Source organism: Pantoea sp. B550 (assembly GCF_024158165.1).
GTDB classification, from domain to species: domain Bacteria; phylum Pseudomonadota; class Gammaproteobacteria; order Enterobacterales; family Enterobacteriaceae; genus Pantoea; species Pantoea alfalfae.
This window is the reverse complement of the sequence record NZ_JAMYXI010000003.1, coordinates 3,002,831-3,019,775: the sequence shown is the minus strand read 5'-3', so window position 1 is coordinate 3,019,775 and position 16,945 is coordinate 3,002,831. Positions and strand designations below refer to the sequence as shown.

Below are 16,945 nucleotides of genomic sequence, written 5' to 3'. Positions count from 1 at the left end.
CCGACCGTTATGAAAGACGCTGGCTGCACTTTGCGGCTTTCAGCGACTGCAACGCAGTGACCCGCTTTTCCACTTTCCGGGTGGCATTGTATTTTGCAATGCCATTGCCCAGTCCGAAATCCCCGACAAAGCCCAGCACGGTCAGAGCATTAAACTGGCCGGTCTGCTCAATATCACTCTGCACGCTGTACGCTTTACTCAGCTCCTGATCCAGGACGTTGCAGTTCAGCGTCGCTGTCTCTTGCGGCGTCACCGCAGCCGCTTGTGGATAGTGTTTGGTTGCGCAGCCGGTTAACACCAGCACCAGTAGTCCCATTAAGACTTTCTGTTTACACATTTTTCATTGCCTGTTTTTTGCCCGATTAACAGGGTTATCGGCAACATACACAGAGATCATGAGTCTCTGAGCTACCAATAATGGTCGAAACCGCTACGCTAATGTAGGATTCAGCGCGCTGCAGTCAGAGGCAGCCCGCTACCGACCGGAAGTCACGCAGCGAACGCACATTGCCCGTTCATCACTTCTGCCAGACCTTTCAGAGAGTTAGCCAGCATGATGCTGCCATCAGCAGTATTTAACGAGCAAAGCCTGAGCGTTAATTTGTGACAAGGCAGCCGCGCAAGCGAAGCCGGACACAGCAAATTTGCGCGTCGGGTTTATCAGAGTTTGTTCCAGATGAGGTTTCTCCATGCGTTTTAAAGGATTGAACATCGGGTTTTTCATTTTAATTCTGGCTATCGCCACCTTCGCGTTTTTCGAGGTGCTTTCGCCCTATTTCTCGCCAATTTTATGGGCGGCGATTCTGGCGGTGATTTTCCATCCGCTGAAAACCTGGTTGCGCAACCGACTGGGTGACCGCAACGGCGTGGCCGCGTTAATTACCCTGTTCTGCATCTGCCTGATTGTCTTCACGCCACTGGCGATTATTGCCTCCTCGCTGGTGGTTGAAACCAACGCGGTCTATCACAAGCTGCAGACCAATTCGTCGCAGTTCCCGGCCGTGTTCGCCGATCTGCTGCAGCATCTGCCGCGCTGGGCAAGGCATTTCCTGGCTGAAAATAATCTGGATAACGCCGCACAGATTCAGCAGAAGCTCTCCTCGTTTGCGCTTAAGGGCGGTCAGTATGTGGCGGGCAGTGCCTTTATCATCGGTAAAGGGACGTTCAGCTTCACCGTCGGCTTTGGCATCATGCTCTATCTGCTGTTCTTCCTGCTGAAAGATGGCTCCTATCTGGTGCATCTGATTCTGGAAGCGCTGCCGCTTTCCACCTACGTGAAGCATCACCTGATGGTAAAGTTTGCTGCCGTGGCGCGCGCGACGGTGAAAGGCACTGTGGTGGTCGGTATCGTGCAGGGTATTCTCGGCGGGCTGGCGTTCTGGTTTACCGGCATCGATGGCAGCCTGCTGTGGGGCGCGCTGATGGCGTTCCTCTCCCTGATTCCGGCGGTCGGTTCCGCTATCATCTGGGTGCCTGCGGCAATCTTCTTCTTCGCCACCGGCGCACTGTGGAAAGGGCTGTTCCTGGTTGGTTTCTTCGTGGTGATTGTCGGTCTGGTGGATAACATCCTTCGTCCGTTGCTGGTCGGTAAAGACACTAAGATGCCTGACTATATGATCCTGATCGCCACGCTGGGCGGCATGGAAATATACGGCATTAACGGTTTCGTGATCGGTCCGGTCATTGCTGCTCTGTTTATCGCCTGCTGGAATCTGCTCTCCGGCCGCGATAACCGCGAAAATATTGAAGTCATTGACGAAGAAGTGATCGAAGAAGGCAAGAAACAGTCAGAGACAGCGGCAGAAGCCGCAGCGGAAGCCGCTTCTGCTGCAGCCGATGCGGCCGCTGAAGCGGAAATCAAAGTGTCAGCGTTAGCCGCGGCGGAAAGAGAAGCCGCAAAAAGAAAGGCAGCGGACAACAAAGCGTAACCTGGATCAGCCATAAAAAAACCCACCTTCCGGTGGGTTCTTTTTTAACCTGAAAACCAGCGTCTTAGTTGGTCGCTTTGTTTTTCAGATCTTCAGCACCCTGCTTGGTTTTATCCCAGCCTTTTTCAGTGCCTTCTTTGGTTTTGTGCCAGCCTTGCTGAGCACCTTCGGTGATCTTGCTACCGGTAGTGTGGCTTTTGCCTTCAGCGGCATGCTCAGACTTCAGCTTCAGCTCTTTGCCTTCGTTCTGTGTCTGATGCAGTTTTTCTTTCGCAGTATCAGCGCCTTTATGCGCTTCCGCAACGGTGTTATCTGTGGTGGTAGCAGCAAATACTGGCGAGGCCAGCAAAATAGCAGACAGTGCAATAATTGATTTCTTCATAATTCCCTCTGTATTCATCGTTGCCGTGTAGGTTTTAATCCTGGCATAGTCTTTCCAGGAAAGATTTAAGAATAAACCAGGAATGAAAAAGGGCCAGTTTTCACCAGAAAAAGCCGCTGACTGTAGCTTTTTTATCCATTACCAGAGCGCCAGCTGCGGATCGTCGTCCGGTTTCGGCTTATTCCGGCTCACGCGGGCGGGCGGTGCTGGCTGCTGCATCTGATGGGTGATCCACGCCAGTAATACCGTCACGACATAATCCTGCTGCTCAGCGCTCAGCGGCTGATGCTGCCCGATGTTGTGCCACTTGTTCAGACAGCCACGACAGCAGGTCGCGGTGGCGTGCTGGGCGATAAACACCGGATGGCCGCGCATCGGCGTCTGTTTGCCATCATTTTCCGGCTGAGCAGGCGCCAGCCGCTGTGCAACAAACTCTGCGGCGTGCTGTCGCAAAACCGGCTCGCCTTTGCTGCTCGCATAATCGTACTCAGCGCGTCCCAGTCGAAAGCGCTGACGAAACGGCGAACGTGCCAGTCGGGTAAACAGATCGTCAGACACGTTCATACTGATTGCCAGTTACTCATATTTACGCCCCGCCAGATAGCTGACGCCCTGTGGTCCGAACGCTTCGCGATGCAGTTCATTCGGCTGCAGGTGAAACGTCTCGCCGGGATGATAGGTCGTGTCGCCCTGCTCGGTACTGATGGTGATGTCACCACTGAGAATCAGGGCCAGCGCTTCAAAAGGATGGACGTGATTATCAAGCTGGGCTGATGCGGCACGCTCAATCAGCAGTGGCTCATCAAAACCCTGTTCGGCTAACAAATTTCTGAATTCGTGTTCGGTCATTGCAACTCCTCAATATGGAACTGACCCTAAGCAGTGTAGACGATCTTTATCGCCGCTTATGGCACGGAGCGGGTACGTAAAGTCGCGCAAACAGGGTTGTTCACGGGTCAGGCCGATGCTGTACTTGCCGTCTCATTCCCCATTTTGACATCAGGATGACGTAAAAGTATGTCTAACCCTCAGAGAACGGCTCTGCTGCTGATTAATCAGCGCTCACGAAAAGGACGCATTGAGGCCAGTCGGGCGCAGACGCTGCTGGTTCAGGCTGGTTTCACCCTGCTACAACCGGACGAGGATGAGACCCGCACCTACAGCCAGCTCATCGCGGCGTATGCCGGTCGCGTCGATGCCGTGATCGTCGGCGGTGGCGACGGTACGCTTAACGCGGCCGCGCCGGGACTGATGCAGACTGGCCTGCCACTGGGCATTTTACCGCTGGGCACCGCCAACGATTTTGCCCGTACGCTGGGCATTCCCGCCAGCCTTGAACAGGCGGTGAAAATTATCGCAGACGGGCAGTGGCGCGCCGTAGATCTGGGGGAAGTGAATCAGCACCTGTTTCTCAACGTCTGCAGCATCGGCTTTTCGGCAGAGCTGGCGCGTAACCTTACGGCGGAATCGAAAAAACGCTGGGGTGTGGGCGGGTATGCCCTGGCAGCGTTGCGGCTGCTGCGGCAGAGCCGTCCGTTCAGCGCCACGCTGGTGCATCAGGGTCAGCGGATACCGATCAAAACGGTTCAGGTATCGGTAGGCAACGGGCGCTTCTACGGGGGTGGCATGACGGTGGAACAGTGCGCAGCACCCGACGATGGGCTACTGGATGTCTACAGCCTGGAGTTGCAGCACAGCTGGCAATTGATTGCGCTGCTGCCCTTTCTTCGGCGCGGCACGCATGGCCGCTGGCGCGATGTGCGGGCGTTCAGCACCACGGAACTGACCATTGAAACGCGCCGTCCTCATTACATCAATGCAGACGGCGAGATTATCGGCCAGACACCGGCACATTTCCGTCTAATCGCCCGTGCGCTACAGGTTTATGCCCCAGGCGACAGCGCGATATACCAGCCCGCCAGCAGGCGTTGTAACCAGCGTGAGTAATAAGAAACTAGTGTCCGATGCCGTTTTTTTCAGCGTAGTCGATATGCTCAGAAAGACTGGTGGCCAGCTTCTTCGCCATTTCAAGGGTCAGCCCCAGAAACAACGTCTCCTGCGGGCCCTGTTCTCGCGGGGCGTCGGGGTCGATATAACCGAATTTCAGTACCAGTGCCCGATGTGATTTCAGGGGACCAATATGCCAGCCGGTAACCGGATAGAAGGTAAAACTCGTAAATTCATTCACTTTGATCCTGACTGTGAAAGCATAACGCTGATTGGGAGTCAGGCCAGCTCTGATGATAAAACATGAATAGAGTGCTGAGTCTGAACCAAATTCACAGGATTACAAGGGAAGCGGCAGAACAAGCGCAGCGTCAACCGGTTAGCATCGTTGCGGCGTCTGGAGCCTTGCCTGACAGGCAAATGTCGGTAAATGACGCCCGCGCTTCTGTTACCGGAGGCACTGGTCTGACATAATCCATTCAACTCAGACGCTGTAATCAATCCCCGGCGCTTCTGTCTTCGGAATAACAGAACGTTGAACGTTTTAATGTCATCGCAGCCTGTTTCATCCGTTCAAATCGCGCCAGGATTGTGACGCTTCCAGCACGTCGTCAGAATTAATGATCGTCGTCTTTGCGCGCATCAGGTACACACACGGGCAGCTGCATTAAGCATGCGAGATGACGCCGTATCAGGATTGGATGAGGCGCCCCGGCATCCGCCCCTGCCAGACGACAATCACAGCCAGCCAGAGCGTCGCAGTTTAGCCCACAACCCGCCACAGGCCAGCAGCGTCAGCCCAACCGCCAGCGGATAGCCATACAGCGACTTCAGCTCTGGCATATGTTCGAAGTTCATGCCATACATGCTGAACACCACGGTCGGAATCACCAGGATCGCGCCCCAGCCCGCCAGCTTTTTGACCACCTCATTCTGCTGCACCGTCACCAGCGCCAGGTTGACCTGCATGGCGCTGGTCAGCATCTCGCGCATATCTTCCGCGTCGGTCACCACATGACGGGCGTGATCCTGCACGTCGCGGATATAGGCGCGCAGCGGACGCGGGATCAGATCTTCATGCAGGTGGATAAGCTGGTTACAGATCTCTTCCACCGGCAGCGCTGCATTGCGTAGTGACAGCAGATGACGCCGCATGGTGTAGACCGACTGGACCGACTTACGGTCAAATTCGCTGGTGAAGAGTTCGTTCTCCATCTGCCCGACCCGCTCATTCAGCGAGGTGGAGAGCGCGGCATAACGATCGACAATGAAATCAAGCAGGCAGTAGAGCGGCCACGCTGGGCCAAACTTCAGCAGCGCCGGATTTTCACACGCCCGCTGCCGCACCGGGGTATAGCTTTCAGATGCGCCGTGACGGATGCTGATCAGGAATTTTTTTCCGACAAAGAAATGGGTTTCGCCCAGTTCGCAGCTGTCATCCTTCGCACATACCGTCTTGACCACGATAAAGAGTGAGTCACCATAATGTTCAATTTTAGGGCGCTGGTGGGCATTAAGCGCATCTTCAACGGCCAGTTCGTGCAGGCCGAACTCCTCTTTAATTTTCGCCATAAATTCAGCATCTGGCTGCCACAGCCCGAGCCAGATAAACGCTTCCGGTTCTTTGATCACTTCACTGATATCTTCGACGTCGACCTCTTCGCCCGCACTTCCCGGACGATACACCCTGCTGCTTACGATCATCTTCTGCATTCCCGTTATGACAGTACATGCAGCTTAGCTAAAGCCGGGCCTGTAACCGGATAAAAACAGTAAGGATTTGCTGCGACTCCACTATCAGCGGGTTACCACTTCAGGCCTAATCCGGTGGAGAAAATGCCTTCGTTCAGGGTATCGGGAATGCCGCTGACCAGATTGCGATGATAGCCAAGGTGCAGGGTTGACCACGACGTCAGGCTGTAGCGCAGCCCGACTTCGGCATCCAGCATAAATACGCCGTCATCATCCAGCGAATGGCCGACATCGCCATTGCTGTAAAGCGTGACCGACTTACCCAGCAGATAGCGCTGATAGTTCCAGCGCAGCGAGCCGCCAAAGTGCCGCTCTTCGCGATCGTCGCTGTAGCCATACTCAAAGGCCCCGCCGAGCACGGAGAGTGAGAACGCGCTGAGTTCGGTGTCCCAAAGCTGATAACCGGGGCCGGTGCCGAGCAGCGCCTGGCGTGAGAGGTTCTCCACCCAGTCGCGCTTGTAGGTCGCGCGGGTCTGCCAGAAGAACTGCTCACTGACCAGATAGTCGAAGGCGTAGCGCAGGCTGTAGTTATCTGTGTTAACGCTCGCATTTTCCTGCTCACGGTTATAGGTCGCGCCGATGTCGTGCCGCCATTTTCCCTTGTTCAGTTTGGTGTTGAGCGCAAAGCTGTAGTCGTCAGTTTTCGTCGAAGCTTTTTTGACCTTCACACCGGCATCGATATTGCCGGTCCAGGCGAGCTGATCGCTGCGCACTTTGGCTTTCATAAACTCATCGATGCGCCTGACGGAGACCTGCTGCTCCTGCTCATTGCGTTCCACCCAGACATAACCGGGATCGGACGAAGAGAGCCGCACCTGATAGTGTTCGCCGGTCTTTTTGTTTTCGACATTGACCGGATTGTCGCTGGCAAGCGTACTGACCGCATTCCACGCCAGGGTGACGGTGCCTGCGTAGTGTGTCTCTATCGCCAGCTTGCCGTCGCTGAGGTAGCGGATCGTGCCAGTCAGTCGATCGCCATTAGTCAGCCAGACGGTATCGGCTGCGGCCTGCTCTGCCCATCCGGCACAGCAGAAGATGACCAGCAGCCGGGTCAATAAGGTGGCGCAACGCATAGCTTTCCCTGTAAAGGCGTCGTTCGGTTCGGACGACGCGTCACCGTAAATTCGGACCTGACAATTAAGCGGATTCCGCGATGATATGCAATGCGGTCAGGAGAGGTCGTGCAGTGCTTTACCGAGCGGCGGACCCAGCGTGAAATCGCTGAAACGGATCGCCAGTCCCTCGCGTTCAGGCGAACAGCCCATCACGCCGACAAAACGCCGCGTCTGACCCGGCCACGGGCAGAGCCGCAACAGTGGCCAGGTCAGGCCGTCGGTGGAGTACTGGATTCGTAATGCCGCCTTTTCCAGCGTGGCGCGCAGCCAGAACTGACGCGCATCACCGGGAAATACACCGGTAGACCAGTCGGAAAACTCACGCGTGACTACGCTGCCAATGGCAGGCTGATCATCGTTAAACTCAATGCCCGCCTTAACCCAGTGCGTTTCGCTATCCTGAATAAACAGACCAGCCTGATCGTAGAGCTGACTGAAATCCGCCCTCACCTGCACCTGAACGGTAAAGTCGTTTTCCACCCAGAAGCCAAAAGCGTGGCCGCTGTGCCGTTCGAAGCCGTACCAGGTACGCTGCCAGAAATCGCTGTTCAGCGCGGTTTCAAACCTCAGCGTATCGCAATCCAGACTGTGTACCGGCGGCTGATTAATCCAGACGCTACCTTCAGCGGTAATGGAACTGACTGCTGTCATAGGCACTCCTTTGGGTAAGTTAAACCGCCCGCGTTCTGGCCGATCTGCGGCGTGGCGATTGACCTGATTATCATAGCGTTGATTGGTGAACGGGCGGCAGACGATTGCGGCAAATCTGATGATGCCGATGTGGCAGGCAGTGAGGTCAGCAGACCCGTGGCTGCAGACACGCCGGTTCCGTTAGCGGTTTCGCTTATATACCTTTTATTCTTCTGCCGGAAATAAATAACAGCGACCAGGTCCAGCTCACTCAACTATTTCATTTTGTTAATAGCCTGGCGCAAATCGCATTTAACAACCAGACTTGTTTTGTCTGAGGGCAACTGAACTCATTAAATATAAGGATTAAGCCACCATGGTAGATAAATCAGAAATTTTAGATCACGCGCAGGTTGTTGATGTGAATGGCGAACATGTCGGGATTGTCGACCACTTCGAAGGCGACGACAAAATTAAGCTGGCGAAAAGCGATCCTGAAGCGGGCGGCAAACACCACATTATTCCATTCAGCTGGGTGAAAGAGGTTGATGATAATAAAGTCATCCTTTCTAAAGCCAAAGCGGATGTTGAAAGTGAGTGGCAGTCTGCATAAAACATTAGCCGTGGCATCTGCCACGGCTTATTTATTTTCTTTGCGTTAAGCTATTTTTTCTTATCACCCTGCCCGAACCCGCTCATTTTATCGCTCTGCCCTTCTGCATTTGATGAAGAAACAACGCTTTCTGCATTTCCCCTGAATATACTCAAATTGTTCTGTTTTCTCAGAGGCTGATATTTTCTGGTTGCAGTAAGGAATAACAGCCAAATACGCCGTCGATCAGCAGATAGCTTTCTGATCCGGGCAATTCAAAATGCCACCATTCGGTCGCAATGCCGGTGAAGCCACCACCCAGCATGATGGCATTAAGCATCAGACGGTTACGCTGTGCCTGAACGGGCACCGCAGGGTGATAAGGATGGGAGTGCTCACTCATCTCATCGAAGCCGGTACCCATATCAACGATTTCGCCACGCTCGTCGATAAGCGTCACGTCTACTGCGGTGCCGCGGCTGTGGTTTGATCCGCGCGTCAGCGGTGCGACATAGTCCTGATTCGGGCAGGCCTGCCACAGGATTGCCTGCGCGGCAGGTGGTCGGTACGCATCGAGGATCAGCAGTGAATAGCCCGCCACGTTTGCAATCCCGATGCTTTTCGCCAGCGCTCTTGCCGCATCAACGTGCAGCAGACAGCGCGCATCGCGGTAGATTGGCTGTCCGGTAAGGTTGTCGGCGGTAGCGTATTTCAGATCGATGGCTAACTGAGGAAAGGCCTCAGCAATATCAACAAGATTTTTACTTTCCATGATGAAGTGCTCCCTGTTTATGTGCTCTGTGGCGGGCTGGCCGGAGAAGATAGTTATGAGGCGGTTATCATGGCACTGCGGCGGGAGGAAAAAAAGATGTGATGGTTTTCTGAGTCTGGTCGTGATGTGGCAGTTTGTTTACTCAGGATGCTGGCTGGCAGGTTTAAAGGCTTGAGAGATGAGTACAGGTGGAATAATCAGTTACCTGAATTCAGGAACTATAGCGTTTTATAAATAATTACAGTCAGATGAAAGGCGATATTTCAACCCCAGGAAATTCGAATCCTTTATCAATTTTACTTCACATGAAAGTGCAGCAGTTAATTACTTTATTTTGCGATCTGCGCCGCAAATAATAGCGTTTAAATTGTGAATAAACTCGCTGATTTACATCGATTTTCAGCTGGACTTTATTCGTATTAGTTGATTATATGTACAGGTATTTAGCGCGATACAGAGGTGTTGGAGCACCCCTGCATCGCTAATCACAACCACTATTTAGCGAGAATAGAGATTATGACTGAGTCAGAGTGTAATGCAGTTGGCTTAAATCCAGAAGCCCCTTCCGTTACCCGGCGTAAATTAACGGTGAGTTACGCCAGCCGGTATCCAGACTATATCCGTATTCCGTCGATCATTATGAAAGGCCAGTGGCTGGCAGCAGCCGGATTCACCACCGGAACCGAAGTTGAGGTGAGCGTTACAGAGGGCCGTATCGTGCTGACCGTGAAGCCACCCGAGCCTGTCGATGAGCAACTGGTTAATGCTTTAGCGCAGCTGAATAAGCTGCCTGCAAAGAAACAGAAGCAGGTGCTGGCATTGTCGGGTGTGACTGCGGGTTAGCGGTGTTGAGGTGAAAGGATGCCGCTTCTGTTTGGGGAGCGGCAGATTAGTATTGCTGGCAATGATTATCCGTGTTTCTATATTTAAAGGATCTTTTGCCCCGCCAACGTAGCGCTCCCCTGTTTTAATCGCCTTTTATAATGAGAGGACAGATAATCTATAGATTGGAATGATTTCAGGAGAATTATTAGATGGTTACTATCGCAAAATACAGATTATCGATGTACCCACTAATTTCCTGTAAGGATCGTACAACTATAAATGCGTGCCTAAAACAGGAATCAGGCAATTAGCAGTGTATAAAAATTAGCGCTTACATGCTCTGGTGAATTTATATGATTTCCATGCAAGATTCATCGGTATCACTAAATATACTACAACTGCTCCTACCATCAGGACGATTGCATATGATATCAGGCTTTGCTGATGTCCTTTTGCTACTCCATAAATGAAAAAAGAAATTAAAGTCGCCATGCAAATAATTCCAGCCCAAAAACGCTTACTGAGTTCCTGGACGAGAGACTGCGGGGTGTATAATTTGTTCTCATCTCTGGTAAGCGTATCTTTTAGTTTTCGCAGATCTTTAGCTGAGAAACCACTTTGAAAAAGCTTTTGCTCAAATTCGTTCATCAGATTCCTCCTGAAGTATGTTTCTATGCGTACGAAGATACCATCCTGACCAACCTTTTTATATGATCTGCTTCGCCATCAGTGTTTATCTAACCTTGGATTAACCTTTTTTCAACTAGCTGAAAACCTACAGCGCGAGCAATTAATCGGCGAATGCAAACATCAGAACTGTCGATAACAGGTTTTGACTTTACGAGCCTCCAGACAAAGCCATAAATTGGTACCATATCCAAACTACCGCATAGTCAAAGTACTGCTATTGAATACGTGCGTACGAAAGAAAGCAAACCATTAAGGTATTATGACGGCAGTATAAAAACAAAGAGTATGTGGATGCTAAACAAAAGGTAGAATTGGGTACCCTAAAGGATTTACTCCTGTTAGAAAGCCTATTGTTATATAAGAAATTTTTTATTTGAATTTGTTGCATGCTTCTGAGGCACCCCTTACTAAAACTGTCACCACTCCTTAAAATCTTCAATTTGTAATCTCTAAAAACTCCAGCTATTTTAGGATCTGATTAACCATGTCTGGTGAGAAAGACGCTTATATAAAGGTATTGTTATGGACAACTATTGGGACACCAGAAGACTCTCAAACTACTTTCTGACGATTGCAAATATTGAAGCTAATCAGTTAGTTAATGTAGCAATCTCACTTTCACAATTTCATCTTAAAGATGCTCTTTTAAGAGTAAAATTTCAGGATGAAGTGCGTGATTTCGCTCGACTACAGCTCCATACGATTCGCAATTCGACTTCGGATGATCAGTGTCAGGAGTGTATCCAGAATCTGAAGCAGGAAAGCCAGTATCTTAAGATTCAGGACAGAATGCTCAGAACTGGTGAAGCTGTCGTATCGTCTTCGGTGCAGTTTTACCATGACCATGAAAAGGTCATTGGGTATGTAATCAATGGCATCGGCGTGGTGTTGAGTGGCTTACAAATCGTGGCTGGGGTCGGTCTGATTGTGGGTTCTCTCACCACGGGTAATATTTTAGGTGTTGTAGCGGGTTCCACCCTGGTGATGAATGGAGTGGGATCAGGGATTGAGAGCATAGGTAGACTTAGCGGTGTGGCTCATCCATCTAACCCAATAAGAGATAAATATGAGGATGTGGCAGATTTCTTTGGCTTTGATAAGCGACTGGGATTGCTAGCCTATCAGGTAGTTGATTTGACCACTTCATACTATGGCATTTTCAAGCTGACGTTGAAGCCAGAGGCCTGGAGGCTATACAAATATCTGCCAACTGACTATTACCGCAAAGTACAGGTTATGAGTAAACCAGCACTTGCTTTTAAAGGCGCTGGAGCAGCCTATAAGGGGACTGGAATAAGTATCAACCTTTATCAAATGCAAAATAGCCCCTCTCAAAACTAACTTCTGGTTTTTCTGACAAACTTGTAGGATTTCCATGCCAGTCTCATAGGCGTAACAAAATAGACCACAAGGAATGCAAACGTCAGAACAACGATATATGGAATGGCATTTGAAGCATCTGCATTGAAAATGCCATCCAGTCCAATAAGCATCAAAATAATAAGAGCAATAACTCCGCCCCAGAAGCGTTTACTTAGATCAATCACGAGGCTTTGAAGTGTATCTTTTTTTGACTCGTCTTTTTTTATAATACTTTTGAGTTTACCGATCTCTTTAGCAGAGAAGCCATTATTAAAGAGTTTTTGCTCAAATTCGTTCATCTGATTCATCCTGAATGCCGTTGCGATACGAGCAAAATATAGCACAGTGTACCTGAGCCAGGCTAACCCCCCTCTTTACATGGGCGGCACCGGTACCGCCCGATGATATTGTCTGCGCTGCTGTCATTGGTGTGGTGTAACCCGTTAATCCCGCGATGGCTGCCCCTCCTTAAGTGCTCTATCAATGCGCCGGTTACAGCTGACGAATAAGCGGCCAGCAATGCAGCTGCTGAAGCAGCGCCTGTAGCCGGTTTATGTGGCCAACGCAGCTCTGGCTGTACCCAGATGAGATGCGATCCCAAAGGTAAGGGAAAGTGGTGATGCACCTAATGAACACGATGTATGTATAAATCCACACTAACTGGCGGGATTAAGCCCAGGTTATGATCTGATTTCAATGGCTACACAGGGTCACAATAGCCGTTTAATTAAACAGAAAAACTAGCGCGAGATGAAGCAGCGTGGATATAACGATTAACCCTCATCAATCTCTTCAGATAAGGTTAAAAATGAAAACAATTACAATCGCAGCGACCATTTTATTACTCACAGCCTGTGTACCCCATAATGACAGACAACACGTTGTGGGCATGGCTAACCCAGCCTCTGTGTATTGTGAAAAGATGGGCGGCAAGCTGGACATAGTGAAGGGCCCGGATGGTGAATCAGGTTACTGTACTCTGCCAGGCGGAGAGCGCATCGAGGAGTGGGCGCTGTACAGAAGGGATAACCAATAGACTCGTTAGTCGGAAGGCATATCAGGGCAGCTATCAAGGAGCCGTAAGAATGGGACGTGGCTTTATGAAAGAAGGATTACCAGCATACGGCCGCATTGATGTTCCTGATTTCACAAAGTGTGTAGTGCGATGAAAATACTGATATTTATTATAATCTTCTCCGCAACCTGGTTTCTCATACCTGAAAGCATCATCAGATCCCTGGTAGAAGGCCACATTAGCGGTGATGGTGAAGGCGCTATGGATAGTTTCGAATTCACAGTGATTGCACTTAAGGCGGTGCTTTCTGCTCTGCTGGCCTTTATCGGTGTCTGGCTATATCGCAAAGCTAACCAACGATAACGAAGCGACATTCTGAAATAATCTCTATTTGTATGCCGATTTATGAAATGATGATTTGATCGTTTTGATCGAATATTTTGCTCATAAAAAACCTCGCCGAAGCGAGGTGTAGTTAAAAAATTTTATAAGCGTTTATATAGCAATATTGAGAAAAAGGTTTATAACGAGCTTTTCTTAGCTTCTTCAATTTCTGCGTTGCAAGCATCTATGTTGTTGAAGTCATACTGAAGATAAACATATCCCTTACTGGAGTCATTGGCTCTTACCTCCATTGAGACAGATGTGAGCCTGTTTTTAAGAGGTGTTGCAGACGATTCTTCCCATTGAGCTGAGAGGAAACGTTCCTTTTTGTTCAGCGCCATCATCCAGTCTTGAGGTTCTTTCCAGATTGAGCCTGAAAGTAAAAAATCGGTGCTTTTAGGTTTGCCATAGATTGAAGAGAGAGAATCGAAGAGTTCTTTGTATTTTGATTGGAGCGCAAGTCCATAACTGTCTGTATCAATGTTTTTACCTAACGCTCTGATTTGGCATAGGCCAGACTTTGGAGATATAAGTAGACCATAACCCTCAAATTCAGTGTTCTTTTTCGGTGGAAATTTTACAGTGTAGAGATTTGTCACGCCCTCATAAGGCTTAAGCTCTTCACCGGTCATATCTTCGATATTCTTTTTGGTTAAACCTGACTCCAGGCCAAATGGCCCATCTCCCGGCGGAAGTAATGGCTGATTATTGTTAGCCTGAACTGCTTTCTCGATTGGCTTTGCTTCCGCAACGTTGCCCTGCTTCAAATCAGATGGCATAGCGTTAGCAAGTCCATACCTGGCTGACAAATAGCGCTGTTGAAGCATCGCCATGGTTTGCTCCTGAGTTGCGATTGCTGCCAGTTTCATCGCAAGAACCAAGCCACCGCTATATTGGTTCGCTTCTGCTTTAGCCTGAGAAATCTGAGCATTTAACGCATCTATTTCGCTCTTAACTGAATCAGCCGCCGCCTCATCCGGTTTTATTACGTGTACATCCATTGTTATTTTTGCGCCTGACTCAATAGCATCAATTCGCTGCTTAATTAGCGCCTGGTTTGTTTTGAGAATCTCAACTCTGGCGCTGATTAAAGTCTTGATCAGCCCACCAGAGTAGTTCTGATTGGTGGCATTCGCGGACGAAATCTCACTTTCTGTTTGTGATAATTCTACCTTGAGTTGCTCTACTTTTTGTTTCTCTTCAGGAGAAAGCTCCTTTGGACCACATCCTGTCAAAATGAAAACAGATATAAAACATGCCAGAATAGACTTTTTCATTTCCTTGCCCCTTAGAAAAAAGCCACCCGAAGGTCGCTAGCTATCAGTTATGGTTTTCACATCCCATCTGTGATTTGTCGATAATTTGCGTACCCTCAACACGGAGCAAGCTGGCTAATTCAGTCTGGAGTTCCGTTTTCTGCGCTGCAGGAAATGGGAGGCTGGGAAAGTATCGAAATGGTCCAGCGGTATGCGCACCCTGCACCTAACCATTTAACGGAGCATGCACGGCAAATTGATGCGATTTTTGGCAGTCGTGTCCCAAATCTGTCCCATGTGGAAAATCTGGTAGTCGGAGGGAGGTGATAACTCGTTGATTTTATTTGGTACGCCCTACAGGATTCGAACCTGTGACCTACGGCTTAGAAGGCCGGTGCTCTATCCAACTGAGCTAAGGGCGCATGGAGATGGCACGGATTATACGTCGGGAAGCGGGTACGTCAACGTTTTTGCCGTTTCTCCGTAGCGAAGTGCTGCGGTAATGACCAATTGACGTCAATGGCGCCTGCGCCATTCGCTGAGCGACACAAGTTTACTGGTGCCGGTAAATTCTCCTTCCAGCTCAATCCCTTGTGAGGTGAAACGCGCATTGTATTGCTCACGAAGTGCATGCAGCACCTGGCTGTCCGGCTCCAGCTGGCGCAGAAAGCCCAGCGCGAGCAGCAACTGCTGGCGGCTGATAAGCGGTGGAAAACCGGCACGACTGAGAATCGCATGCCAGCGCTGGCTGTTCTCCTCGCTGCCATCAACAATCAACACCTGCCAGATCAGCAATACCGCTGCGCCGTTATGCAGATGCGTTTCATTATCCTTGCTGAGATAGTCGGTAAACTCTTTCGCCGCCTCTTTCCCCATCATAGAGATCATTGATTCCACCTGTACCGGTGGCAGCTGCAGCCGTTTGCTGAGCCGCTGAGCGGCATGGCGTGAGCCAGCGGTGAGCAGCTGAAATCCAGCGACAAACACCACCGCCAGCGTAGCAAGCATTATCCAAATCATTACATCGTCCCCGGATTGTCCTGCAGATATCATACGCATGGAGGCAGGTACTCGTCGCGCCGAAAAAGCCGGAAAGCGCATACGCGGCTGAAACTGTGACTGACAGCAGCCCACGCTTCTGACAAAATAGCCCCCTTCCCCGATTCAATACAACACAGTGGATTTCCTCTCTGATGGCAGCAAAAATTATTGACGGTAAAACGATTGCGCAGCAGGTGCGCGTTGAGGTTGCGGAAAAAGTAAAGCAGCGTCTGGCCGCCGGAAAACGTGCGCCAGGTCTGGCCGTGGTTCTGGTGGGTGAAAACCCGGCATCGCAGATCTATGTGGCCAGCAAACGCCGCGCCTGTGAAGAGGTCGGTTTCCACTCCCGCTCTTACGATCTGCCTGCCACCACCCGCGAAGCTGAGCTTCTGGAGCTGATCGATAAGCTCAATCAGGACGCTGAAATCGATGGCATCCTGGTGCAGCTGCCGCTGCCAGCGGGCATCGATAATGTGAAAGTGCTGGAGCGCATCACGCCAGATAAGGATGTTGATGGCTTCCACCCTTATAACGTTGGCCGCCTGTGCCAGCGTGCGCCAACCCTGCGTCCCTGCACCCCGCGCGGTATCGTGACGCTGCTGGAGCGCTACAACATCGACACCTATGGCCTGAATGCTGTGGTGGTCGGTGCGTCTAACATTGTTGGTCGTCCGATGAGCATGGAGCTGCTGCTTGCGGGCTGCACCACCACCGTGACCCATCGCTTTACCAAAGATCTGCGCCATCACGTTGAGCATGCCGATCTGCTTGTCGTTGCGGTGGGCAAGCCAGGCTTTATTCCGGGCGACTGGATTAAACCGGGTGCCATCGTCATCGACGTGGGCATTAACCGTCTGGACAGCGGCAAAGTGGTGGGCGACGTTGATTTTGACAGCGCATCAGAGCGCGCATCCTACATTACCCCGGTACCGGGCGGTGTCGGACCGATGACAGTCGCAACACTGATTCAAAACACGCTGCAGGCGTGCGAAGAGTTTCACGATAAAGAGGACGTTTAAATGGCAAGTTTTTCACTGGGTAAATTCCCGCACGTCGATCTGTGTGACCTGCTGAAGCTGGAAGGCTGGGTTCAGAGCGGCGCACAGGCGAAAGTCGTGATTGCCGAGGGTGAAGTGAAGGTCAATGGCGCGGTAGAGACCCGTAAGCGCTGCAAGATCGTTGCCGGTCAGACTGTGGAATTTGCTGGTTTTCGCATCACTGTCGTCGAGTAATTTTCAGGCGTCCCTGCGGGGA

General features: G+C 50.8%; 22 protein-coding genes, 1 tRNA gene and 1 pseudogene. 10 read left to right on the top strand and 14 right to left on the bottom strand.

Going from position 1 to position 16,945, the window contains the following annotated elements; all coding sequences use genetic code 11:
- Positions 1-7: 7 nt before the first annotated feature.
- A complete protein-coding gene (locus tag NIM72_RS17075) occupies positions 8-337 on the bottom strand; it encodes a hypothetical protein (RefSeq protein WP_222924375.1) in 330 nt (109 codons plus the stop codon).
- Positions 338-689: 352 nt separating this feature from the next.
- Between NIM72_RS17075 and NIM72_RS17070 the strand changes: the two genes are divergently transcribed.
- The gene (locus tag NIM72_RS17070; RefSeq protein ID WP_253421266.1) at positions 690-1,928 is read left to right on the top strand and encodes an AI-2E family transporter; all 1,239 of its coding nucleotides are present in this window, start codon (positions 690-692) and stop codon (positions 1,926-1,928) included.
- Positions 1,929-1,992: 64 nt separating this feature from the next.
- Here the strand turns inward: NIM72_RS17070 and NIM72_RS17065 are convergent, their stop codons facing one another.
- From NIM72_RS17065 to NIM72_RS17055, 3 genes are all read right to left on the bottom strand, one after another.
- Positions 1,993-2,310 carry a hypothetical protein gene (locus NIM72_RS17065; protein ID WP_161732039.1) on the bottom strand — a complete coding sequence of 106 codons (318 nt, stop codon included), beginning with the start codon at positions 2,308-2,310 and terminating at the stop codon, positions 1,993-1,995.
- Positions 2,311-2,448: 138 nt separating this feature from the next.
- Complete coding sequence (locus tag NIM72_RS17060) at positions 2,449-2,874, bottom strand: DUF4186 domain-containing protein (RefSeq protein WP_161732037.1); 426 nt, start codon at positions 2,872-2,874, stop codon at positions 2,449-2,451.
- A gap of 12 nt (positions 2,875-2,886) precedes the next feature.
- Positions 2,887-3,159, bottom strand: coding sequence for a cupin domain-containing protein (locus NIM72_RS17055; RefSeq protein WP_253421259.1), 273 nt, complete (start codon positions 3,157-3,159; stop codon positions 2,887-2,889).
- Between the two features lie 168 nt (positions 3,160-3,327).
- Between NIM72_RS17055 and NIM72_RS17050 the strand changes: the two genes are divergently transcribed.
- On the top strand, positions 3,328-4,257 hold the full coding sequence (locus NIM72_RS17050; protein WP_161732033.1) for a lipid kinase: 930 nt from the start codon (positions 3,328-3,330) through the stop codon (positions 4,255-4,257).
- 7 nt (positions 4,258-4,264) lie between these two features.
- Here the strand turns inward: NIM72_RS17050 and NIM72_RS17045 are convergent, their stop codons facing one another.
- The 4 genes from NIM72_RS17045 to NIM72_RS17030 all read right to left on the bottom strand — a co-directional run bounded on the left by NIM72_RS17045 (position 4,265) and on the right by NIM72_RS17030 (position 7,775).
- Positions 4,265-4,498 carry a hypothetical protein gene (locus tag NIM72_RS17045; protein WP_222924380.1) on the bottom strand — a complete coding sequence of 78 codons (234 nt, stop codon included), beginning with the start codon at positions 4,496-4,498 and terminating at the stop codon, positions 4,265-4,267.
- Positions 4,499-4,995: 497 nt separating this feature from the next.
- Positions 4,996-5,961, bottom strand: coding sequence for a magnesium and cobalt transport protein CorA (locus NIM72_RS17040; protein WP_253421256.1), 966 nt, complete (start codon positions 5,959-5,961; stop codon positions 4,996-4,998).
- 101 nt (positions 5,962-6,062) lie between these two features.
- Positions 6,063-7,082 (bottom strand): DUF481 domain-containing protein, encoded by a 1,020-nt coding sequence (locus NIM72_RS17035; protein WP_253421254.1) that lies wholly within the window; start codon positions 7,080-7,082, stop codon positions 6,063-6,065.
- Positions 7,083-7,178: 96 nt separating this feature from the next.
- A complete protein-coding gene (locus NIM72_RS17030; protein ID WP_253421252.1) occupies positions 7,179-7,775 on the bottom strand; it encodes a DUF1349 domain-containing protein in 597 nt (198 codons plus the stop codon).
- Between the two features lie 355 nt (positions 7,776-8,130).
- Between NIM72_RS17030 and NIM72_RS17025 the strand changes: the two genes are divergently transcribed.
- Positions 8,131-8,367, top strand: a complete 237-nt coding sequence (locus tag NIM72_RS17025; RefSeq protein ID WP_003854080.1) for a DUF2171 domain-containing protein — start codon at positions 8,131-8,133, stop codon at positions 8,365-8,367.
- A 169-nt stretch (positions 8,368-8,536) separates the two neighbouring features.
- Here the strand turns inward: NIM72_RS17025 and ddpX are convergent, their stop codons facing one another.
- Complete coding sequence (gene ddpX, locus NIM72_RS17020; protein WP_253421250.1) at positions 8,537-9,118, bottom strand: D-alanyl-D-alanine dipeptidase; 582 nt, start codon at positions 9,116-9,118, stop codon at positions 8,537-8,539.
- A 516-nt stretch (positions 9,119-9,634) separates the two neighbouring features.
- On the opposite strand from ddpX, the gene NIM72_RS17015 reads away from it, so the two are divergent.
- Positions 9,635-9,961 (top strand): SymE family type I addiction module toxin, encoded by a 327-nt coding sequence (locus NIM72_RS17015; RefSeq protein ID WP_253421249.1) that lies wholly within the window; start codon positions 9,635-9,637, stop codon positions 9,959-9,961.
- A 306-nt stretch (positions 9,962-10,267) separates the two neighbouring features.
- On the opposite strand, the gene NIM72_RS17010 is transcribed toward NIM72_RS17015, so the two are convergent.
- Positions 10,268-10,591: a hypothetical protein gene (locus tag NIM72_RS17010; protein WP_222924393.1), complete on the bottom strand. Its 324-nt coding sequence runs from the start codon at positions 10,589-10,591 to the stop codon at positions 10,268-10,270.
- 564 nt (positions 10,592-11,155) lie between these two features.
- Between NIM72_RS17010 and NIM72_RS17005 the strand changes: the two genes are divergently transcribed.
- The gene (locus NIM72_RS17005) at positions 11,156-11,974 is read left to right on the top strand and encodes a DUF4225 domain-containing protein (RefSeq protein WP_253421248.1); all 819 of its coding nucleotides are present in this window, start codon (positions 11,156-11,158) and stop codon (positions 11,972-11,974) included.
- Here NIM72_RS17005 and NIM72_RS17000 read toward each other — a convergent pair.
- The gene (locus tag NIM72_RS17000; protein ID WP_222924396.1) at positions 11,971-12,294 is read right to left on the bottom strand and encodes a hypothetical protein; all 324 of its coding nucleotides are present in this window, start codon (positions 12,292-12,294) and stop codon (positions 11,971-11,973) included. The two genes, NIM72_RS17005 and NIM72_RS17000, sit on opposite strands and share 4 nt — an antisense overlap.
- 509 nt (positions 12,295-12,803) lie before the next feature.
- On the opposite strand from NIM72_RS17000, the gene NIM72_RS16995 reads away from it, so the two are divergent.
- Together NIM72_RS16995 and NIM72_RS16990 are read left to right on the top strand one after the other, a co-directional pair.
- Positions 12,804-13,031, top strand: coding sequence for a DUF333 domain-containing protein (locus tag NIM72_RS16995; protein WP_222925493.1), 228 nt, complete (start codon positions 12,804-12,806; stop codon positions 13,029-13,031).
- Positions 13,032-13,160: 129 nt separating this feature from the next.
- Complete coding sequence (locus NIM72_RS16990; protein WP_033779622.1) at positions 13,161-13,373, top strand: hypothetical protein; 213 nt, start codon at positions 13,161-13,163, stop codon at positions 13,371-13,373.
- A gap of 158 nt (positions 13,374-13,531) precedes the next feature.
- Here the strand turns inward: NIM72_RS16990 and NIM72_RS16985 are convergent, their stop codons facing one another.
- The gene (locus NIM72_RS16985) at positions 13,532-14,671 is read right to left on the bottom strand and encodes a hypothetical protein (protein ID WP_222924397.1); all 1,140 of its coding nucleotides are present in this window, start codon (positions 14,669-14,671) and stop codon (positions 13,532-13,534) included.
- Positions 14,672-14,776: 105 nt separating this feature from the next.
- On the opposite strand from NIM72_RS16985, the pseudogene NIM72_RS16980 reads away from it, so the two are divergent.
- Positions 14,777-14,977: pseudogene (locus NIM72_RS16980) on the top strand (tyrosine-type recombinase/integrase); the annotation flags it as partial.
- 18 nt (positions 14,978-14,995) lie between these two features.
- Here NIM72_RS16980 and NIM72_RS16975 read toward each other — a convergent pair.
- Both NIM72_RS16975 and NIM72_RS16970 read right to left on the bottom strand, forming a co-directional pair.
- Positions 14,996-15,072: transfer RNA gene (locus NIM72_RS16975), tRNA-Arg, on the bottom strand.
- 94 nt (positions 15,073-15,166) lie between these two features.
- Positions 15,167-15,670 (bottom strand): DUF1198 family protein, encoded by a 504-nt coding sequence (locus tag NIM72_RS16970; protein ID WP_222924399.1) that lies wholly within the window; start codon positions 15,668-15,670, stop codon positions 15,167-15,169.
- Positions 15,671-15,843: 173 nt separating this feature from the next.
- Between NIM72_RS16970 and folD the strand changes: the two genes are divergently transcribed.
- Together folD and ybcJ are read left to right on the top strand one after the other, a co-directional pair.
- Entirely contained in the window at positions 15,844-16,710 is an 867-nt protein-coding gene (gene folD, locus NIM72_RS16965; protein ID WP_161732013.1) for a bifunctional methylenetetrahydrofolate dehydrogenase/methenyltetrahydrofolate cyclohydrolase FolD, read from the top strand.
- On the top strand, positions 16,711-16,923 hold the full coding sequence (gene ybcJ / locus NIM72_RS16960; RefSeq protein ID WP_013357050.1) for a ribosome-associated protein YbcJ: 213 nt from the start codon (positions 16,711-16,713) through the stop codon (positions 16,921-16,923).
- The last annotated feature ends 22 nt before the right edge of the window (positions 16,924-16,945 follow it).

What these genes read in the sequence shown, in the direction of transcription:
- NIM72_RS17005 (WP_253421248.1), top strand. Translation starts at nt 11,156, where the DNA reads ATGGACAACTATTGGGACACCAGAAGACTCTCAAACTACTTTCTGACG.
- NIM72_RS17060 (WP_161732037.1), bottom strand. Translation starts at nt 2,874, where the DNA reads ATGAACGTGTCTGACGATCTGTTTACCCGACTGGCACGTTCGCCGTTT.
- NIM72_RS17070 (WP_253421266.1), top strand. Translation starts at nt 690, where the DNA reads ATGCGTTTTAAAGGATTGAACATCGGGTTTTTCATTTTAATTCTGGCT.
- ybcJ (WP_013357050.1), top strand. Translation starts at nt 16,711, where the DNA reads ATGGCAAGTTTTTCACTGGGTAAATTCCCGCACGTCGATCTGTGTGAC.
- NIM72_RS17035 (WP_253421254.1), bottom strand. Translation starts at nt 7,082, where the DNA reads ATGCGTTGCGCCACCTTATTGACCCGGCTGCTGGTCATCTTCTGCTGT.
- ddpX (WP_253421250.1), bottom strand. Translation starts at nt 9,118, where the DNA reads ATGGAAAGTAAAAATCTTGTTGATATTGCTGAGGCCTTTCCTCAGTTA.
- NIM72_RS16990 (WP_033779622.1), top strand. Translation starts at nt 13,161, where the DNA reads ATGAAAATACTGATATTTATTATAATCTTCTCCGCAACCTGGTTTCTC.
- NIM72_RS17050 (WP_161732033.1), top strand. Translation starts at nt 3,328, where the DNA reads ATGTCTAACCCTCAGAGAACGGCTCTGCTGCTGATTAATCAGCGCTCA.
- NIM72_RS16985 (WP_222924397.1), bottom strand. Translation starts at nt 14,671, where the DNA reads ATGAAAAAGTCTATTCTGGCATGTTTTATATCTGTTTTCATTTTGACA.
- NIM72_RS17025 (WP_003854080.1), top strand. Translation starts at nt 8,131, where the DNA reads ATGGTAGATAAATCAGAAATTTTAGATCACGCGCAGGTTGTTGATGTG.
- folD (WP_161732013.1), top strand. Translation starts at nt 15,844, where the DNA reads ATGGCAGCAAAAATTATTGACGGTAAAACGATTGCGCAGCAGGTGCGC.
- NIM72_RS17040 (WP_253421256.1), bottom strand. Translation starts at nt 5,961, where the DNA reads ATGATCGTAAGCAGCAGGGTGTATCGTCCGGGAAGTGCGGGCGAAGAG.
- NIM72_RS16995 (WP_222925493.1), top strand. Translation starts at nt 12,804, where the DNA reads ATGAAAACAATTACAATCGCAGCGACCATTTTATTACTCACAGCCTGT.
- NIM72_RS16970 (WP_222924399.1), bottom strand. Translation starts at nt 15,670, where the DNA reads ATGATTTGGATAATGCTTGCTACGCTGGCGGTGGTGTTTGTCGCTGGA.
- NIM72_RS17030 (WP_253421252.1), bottom strand. Translation starts at nt 7,775, where the DNA reads ATGACAGCAGTCAGTTCCATTACCGCTGAAGGTAGCGTCTGGATTAAT.
- NIM72_RS17075 (WP_222924375.1), bottom strand. Translation starts at nt 337, where the DNA reads ATGTGTAAACAGAAAGTCTTAATGGGACTACTGGTGCTGGTGTTAACC.
- NIM72_RS17065 (WP_161732039.1), bottom strand. Translation starts at nt 2,310, where the DNA reads ATGAAGAAATCAATTATTGCACTGTCTGCTATTTTGCTGGCCTCGCCA.
- NIM72_RS17015 (WP_253421249.1), top strand. Translation starts at nt 9,635, where the DNA reads ATGACTGAGTCAGAGTGTAATGCAGTTGGCTTAAATCCAGAAGCCCCT.
- NIM72_RS17055 (WP_253421259.1), bottom strand. Translation starts at nt 3,159, where the DNA reads ATGACCGAACACGAATTCAGAAATTTGTTAGCCGAACAGGGTTTTGAT.
- NIM72_RS17010 (WP_222924393.1), bottom strand. Translation starts at nt 10,591, where the DNA reads ATGAACGAATTTGAGCAAAAGCTTTTTCAAAGTGGTTTCTCAGCTAAA.
- NIM72_RS17000 (WP_222924396.1), bottom strand. Translation starts at nt 12,294, where the DNA reads ATGAACGAATTTGAGCAAAAACTCTTTAATAATGGCTTCTCTGCTAAA.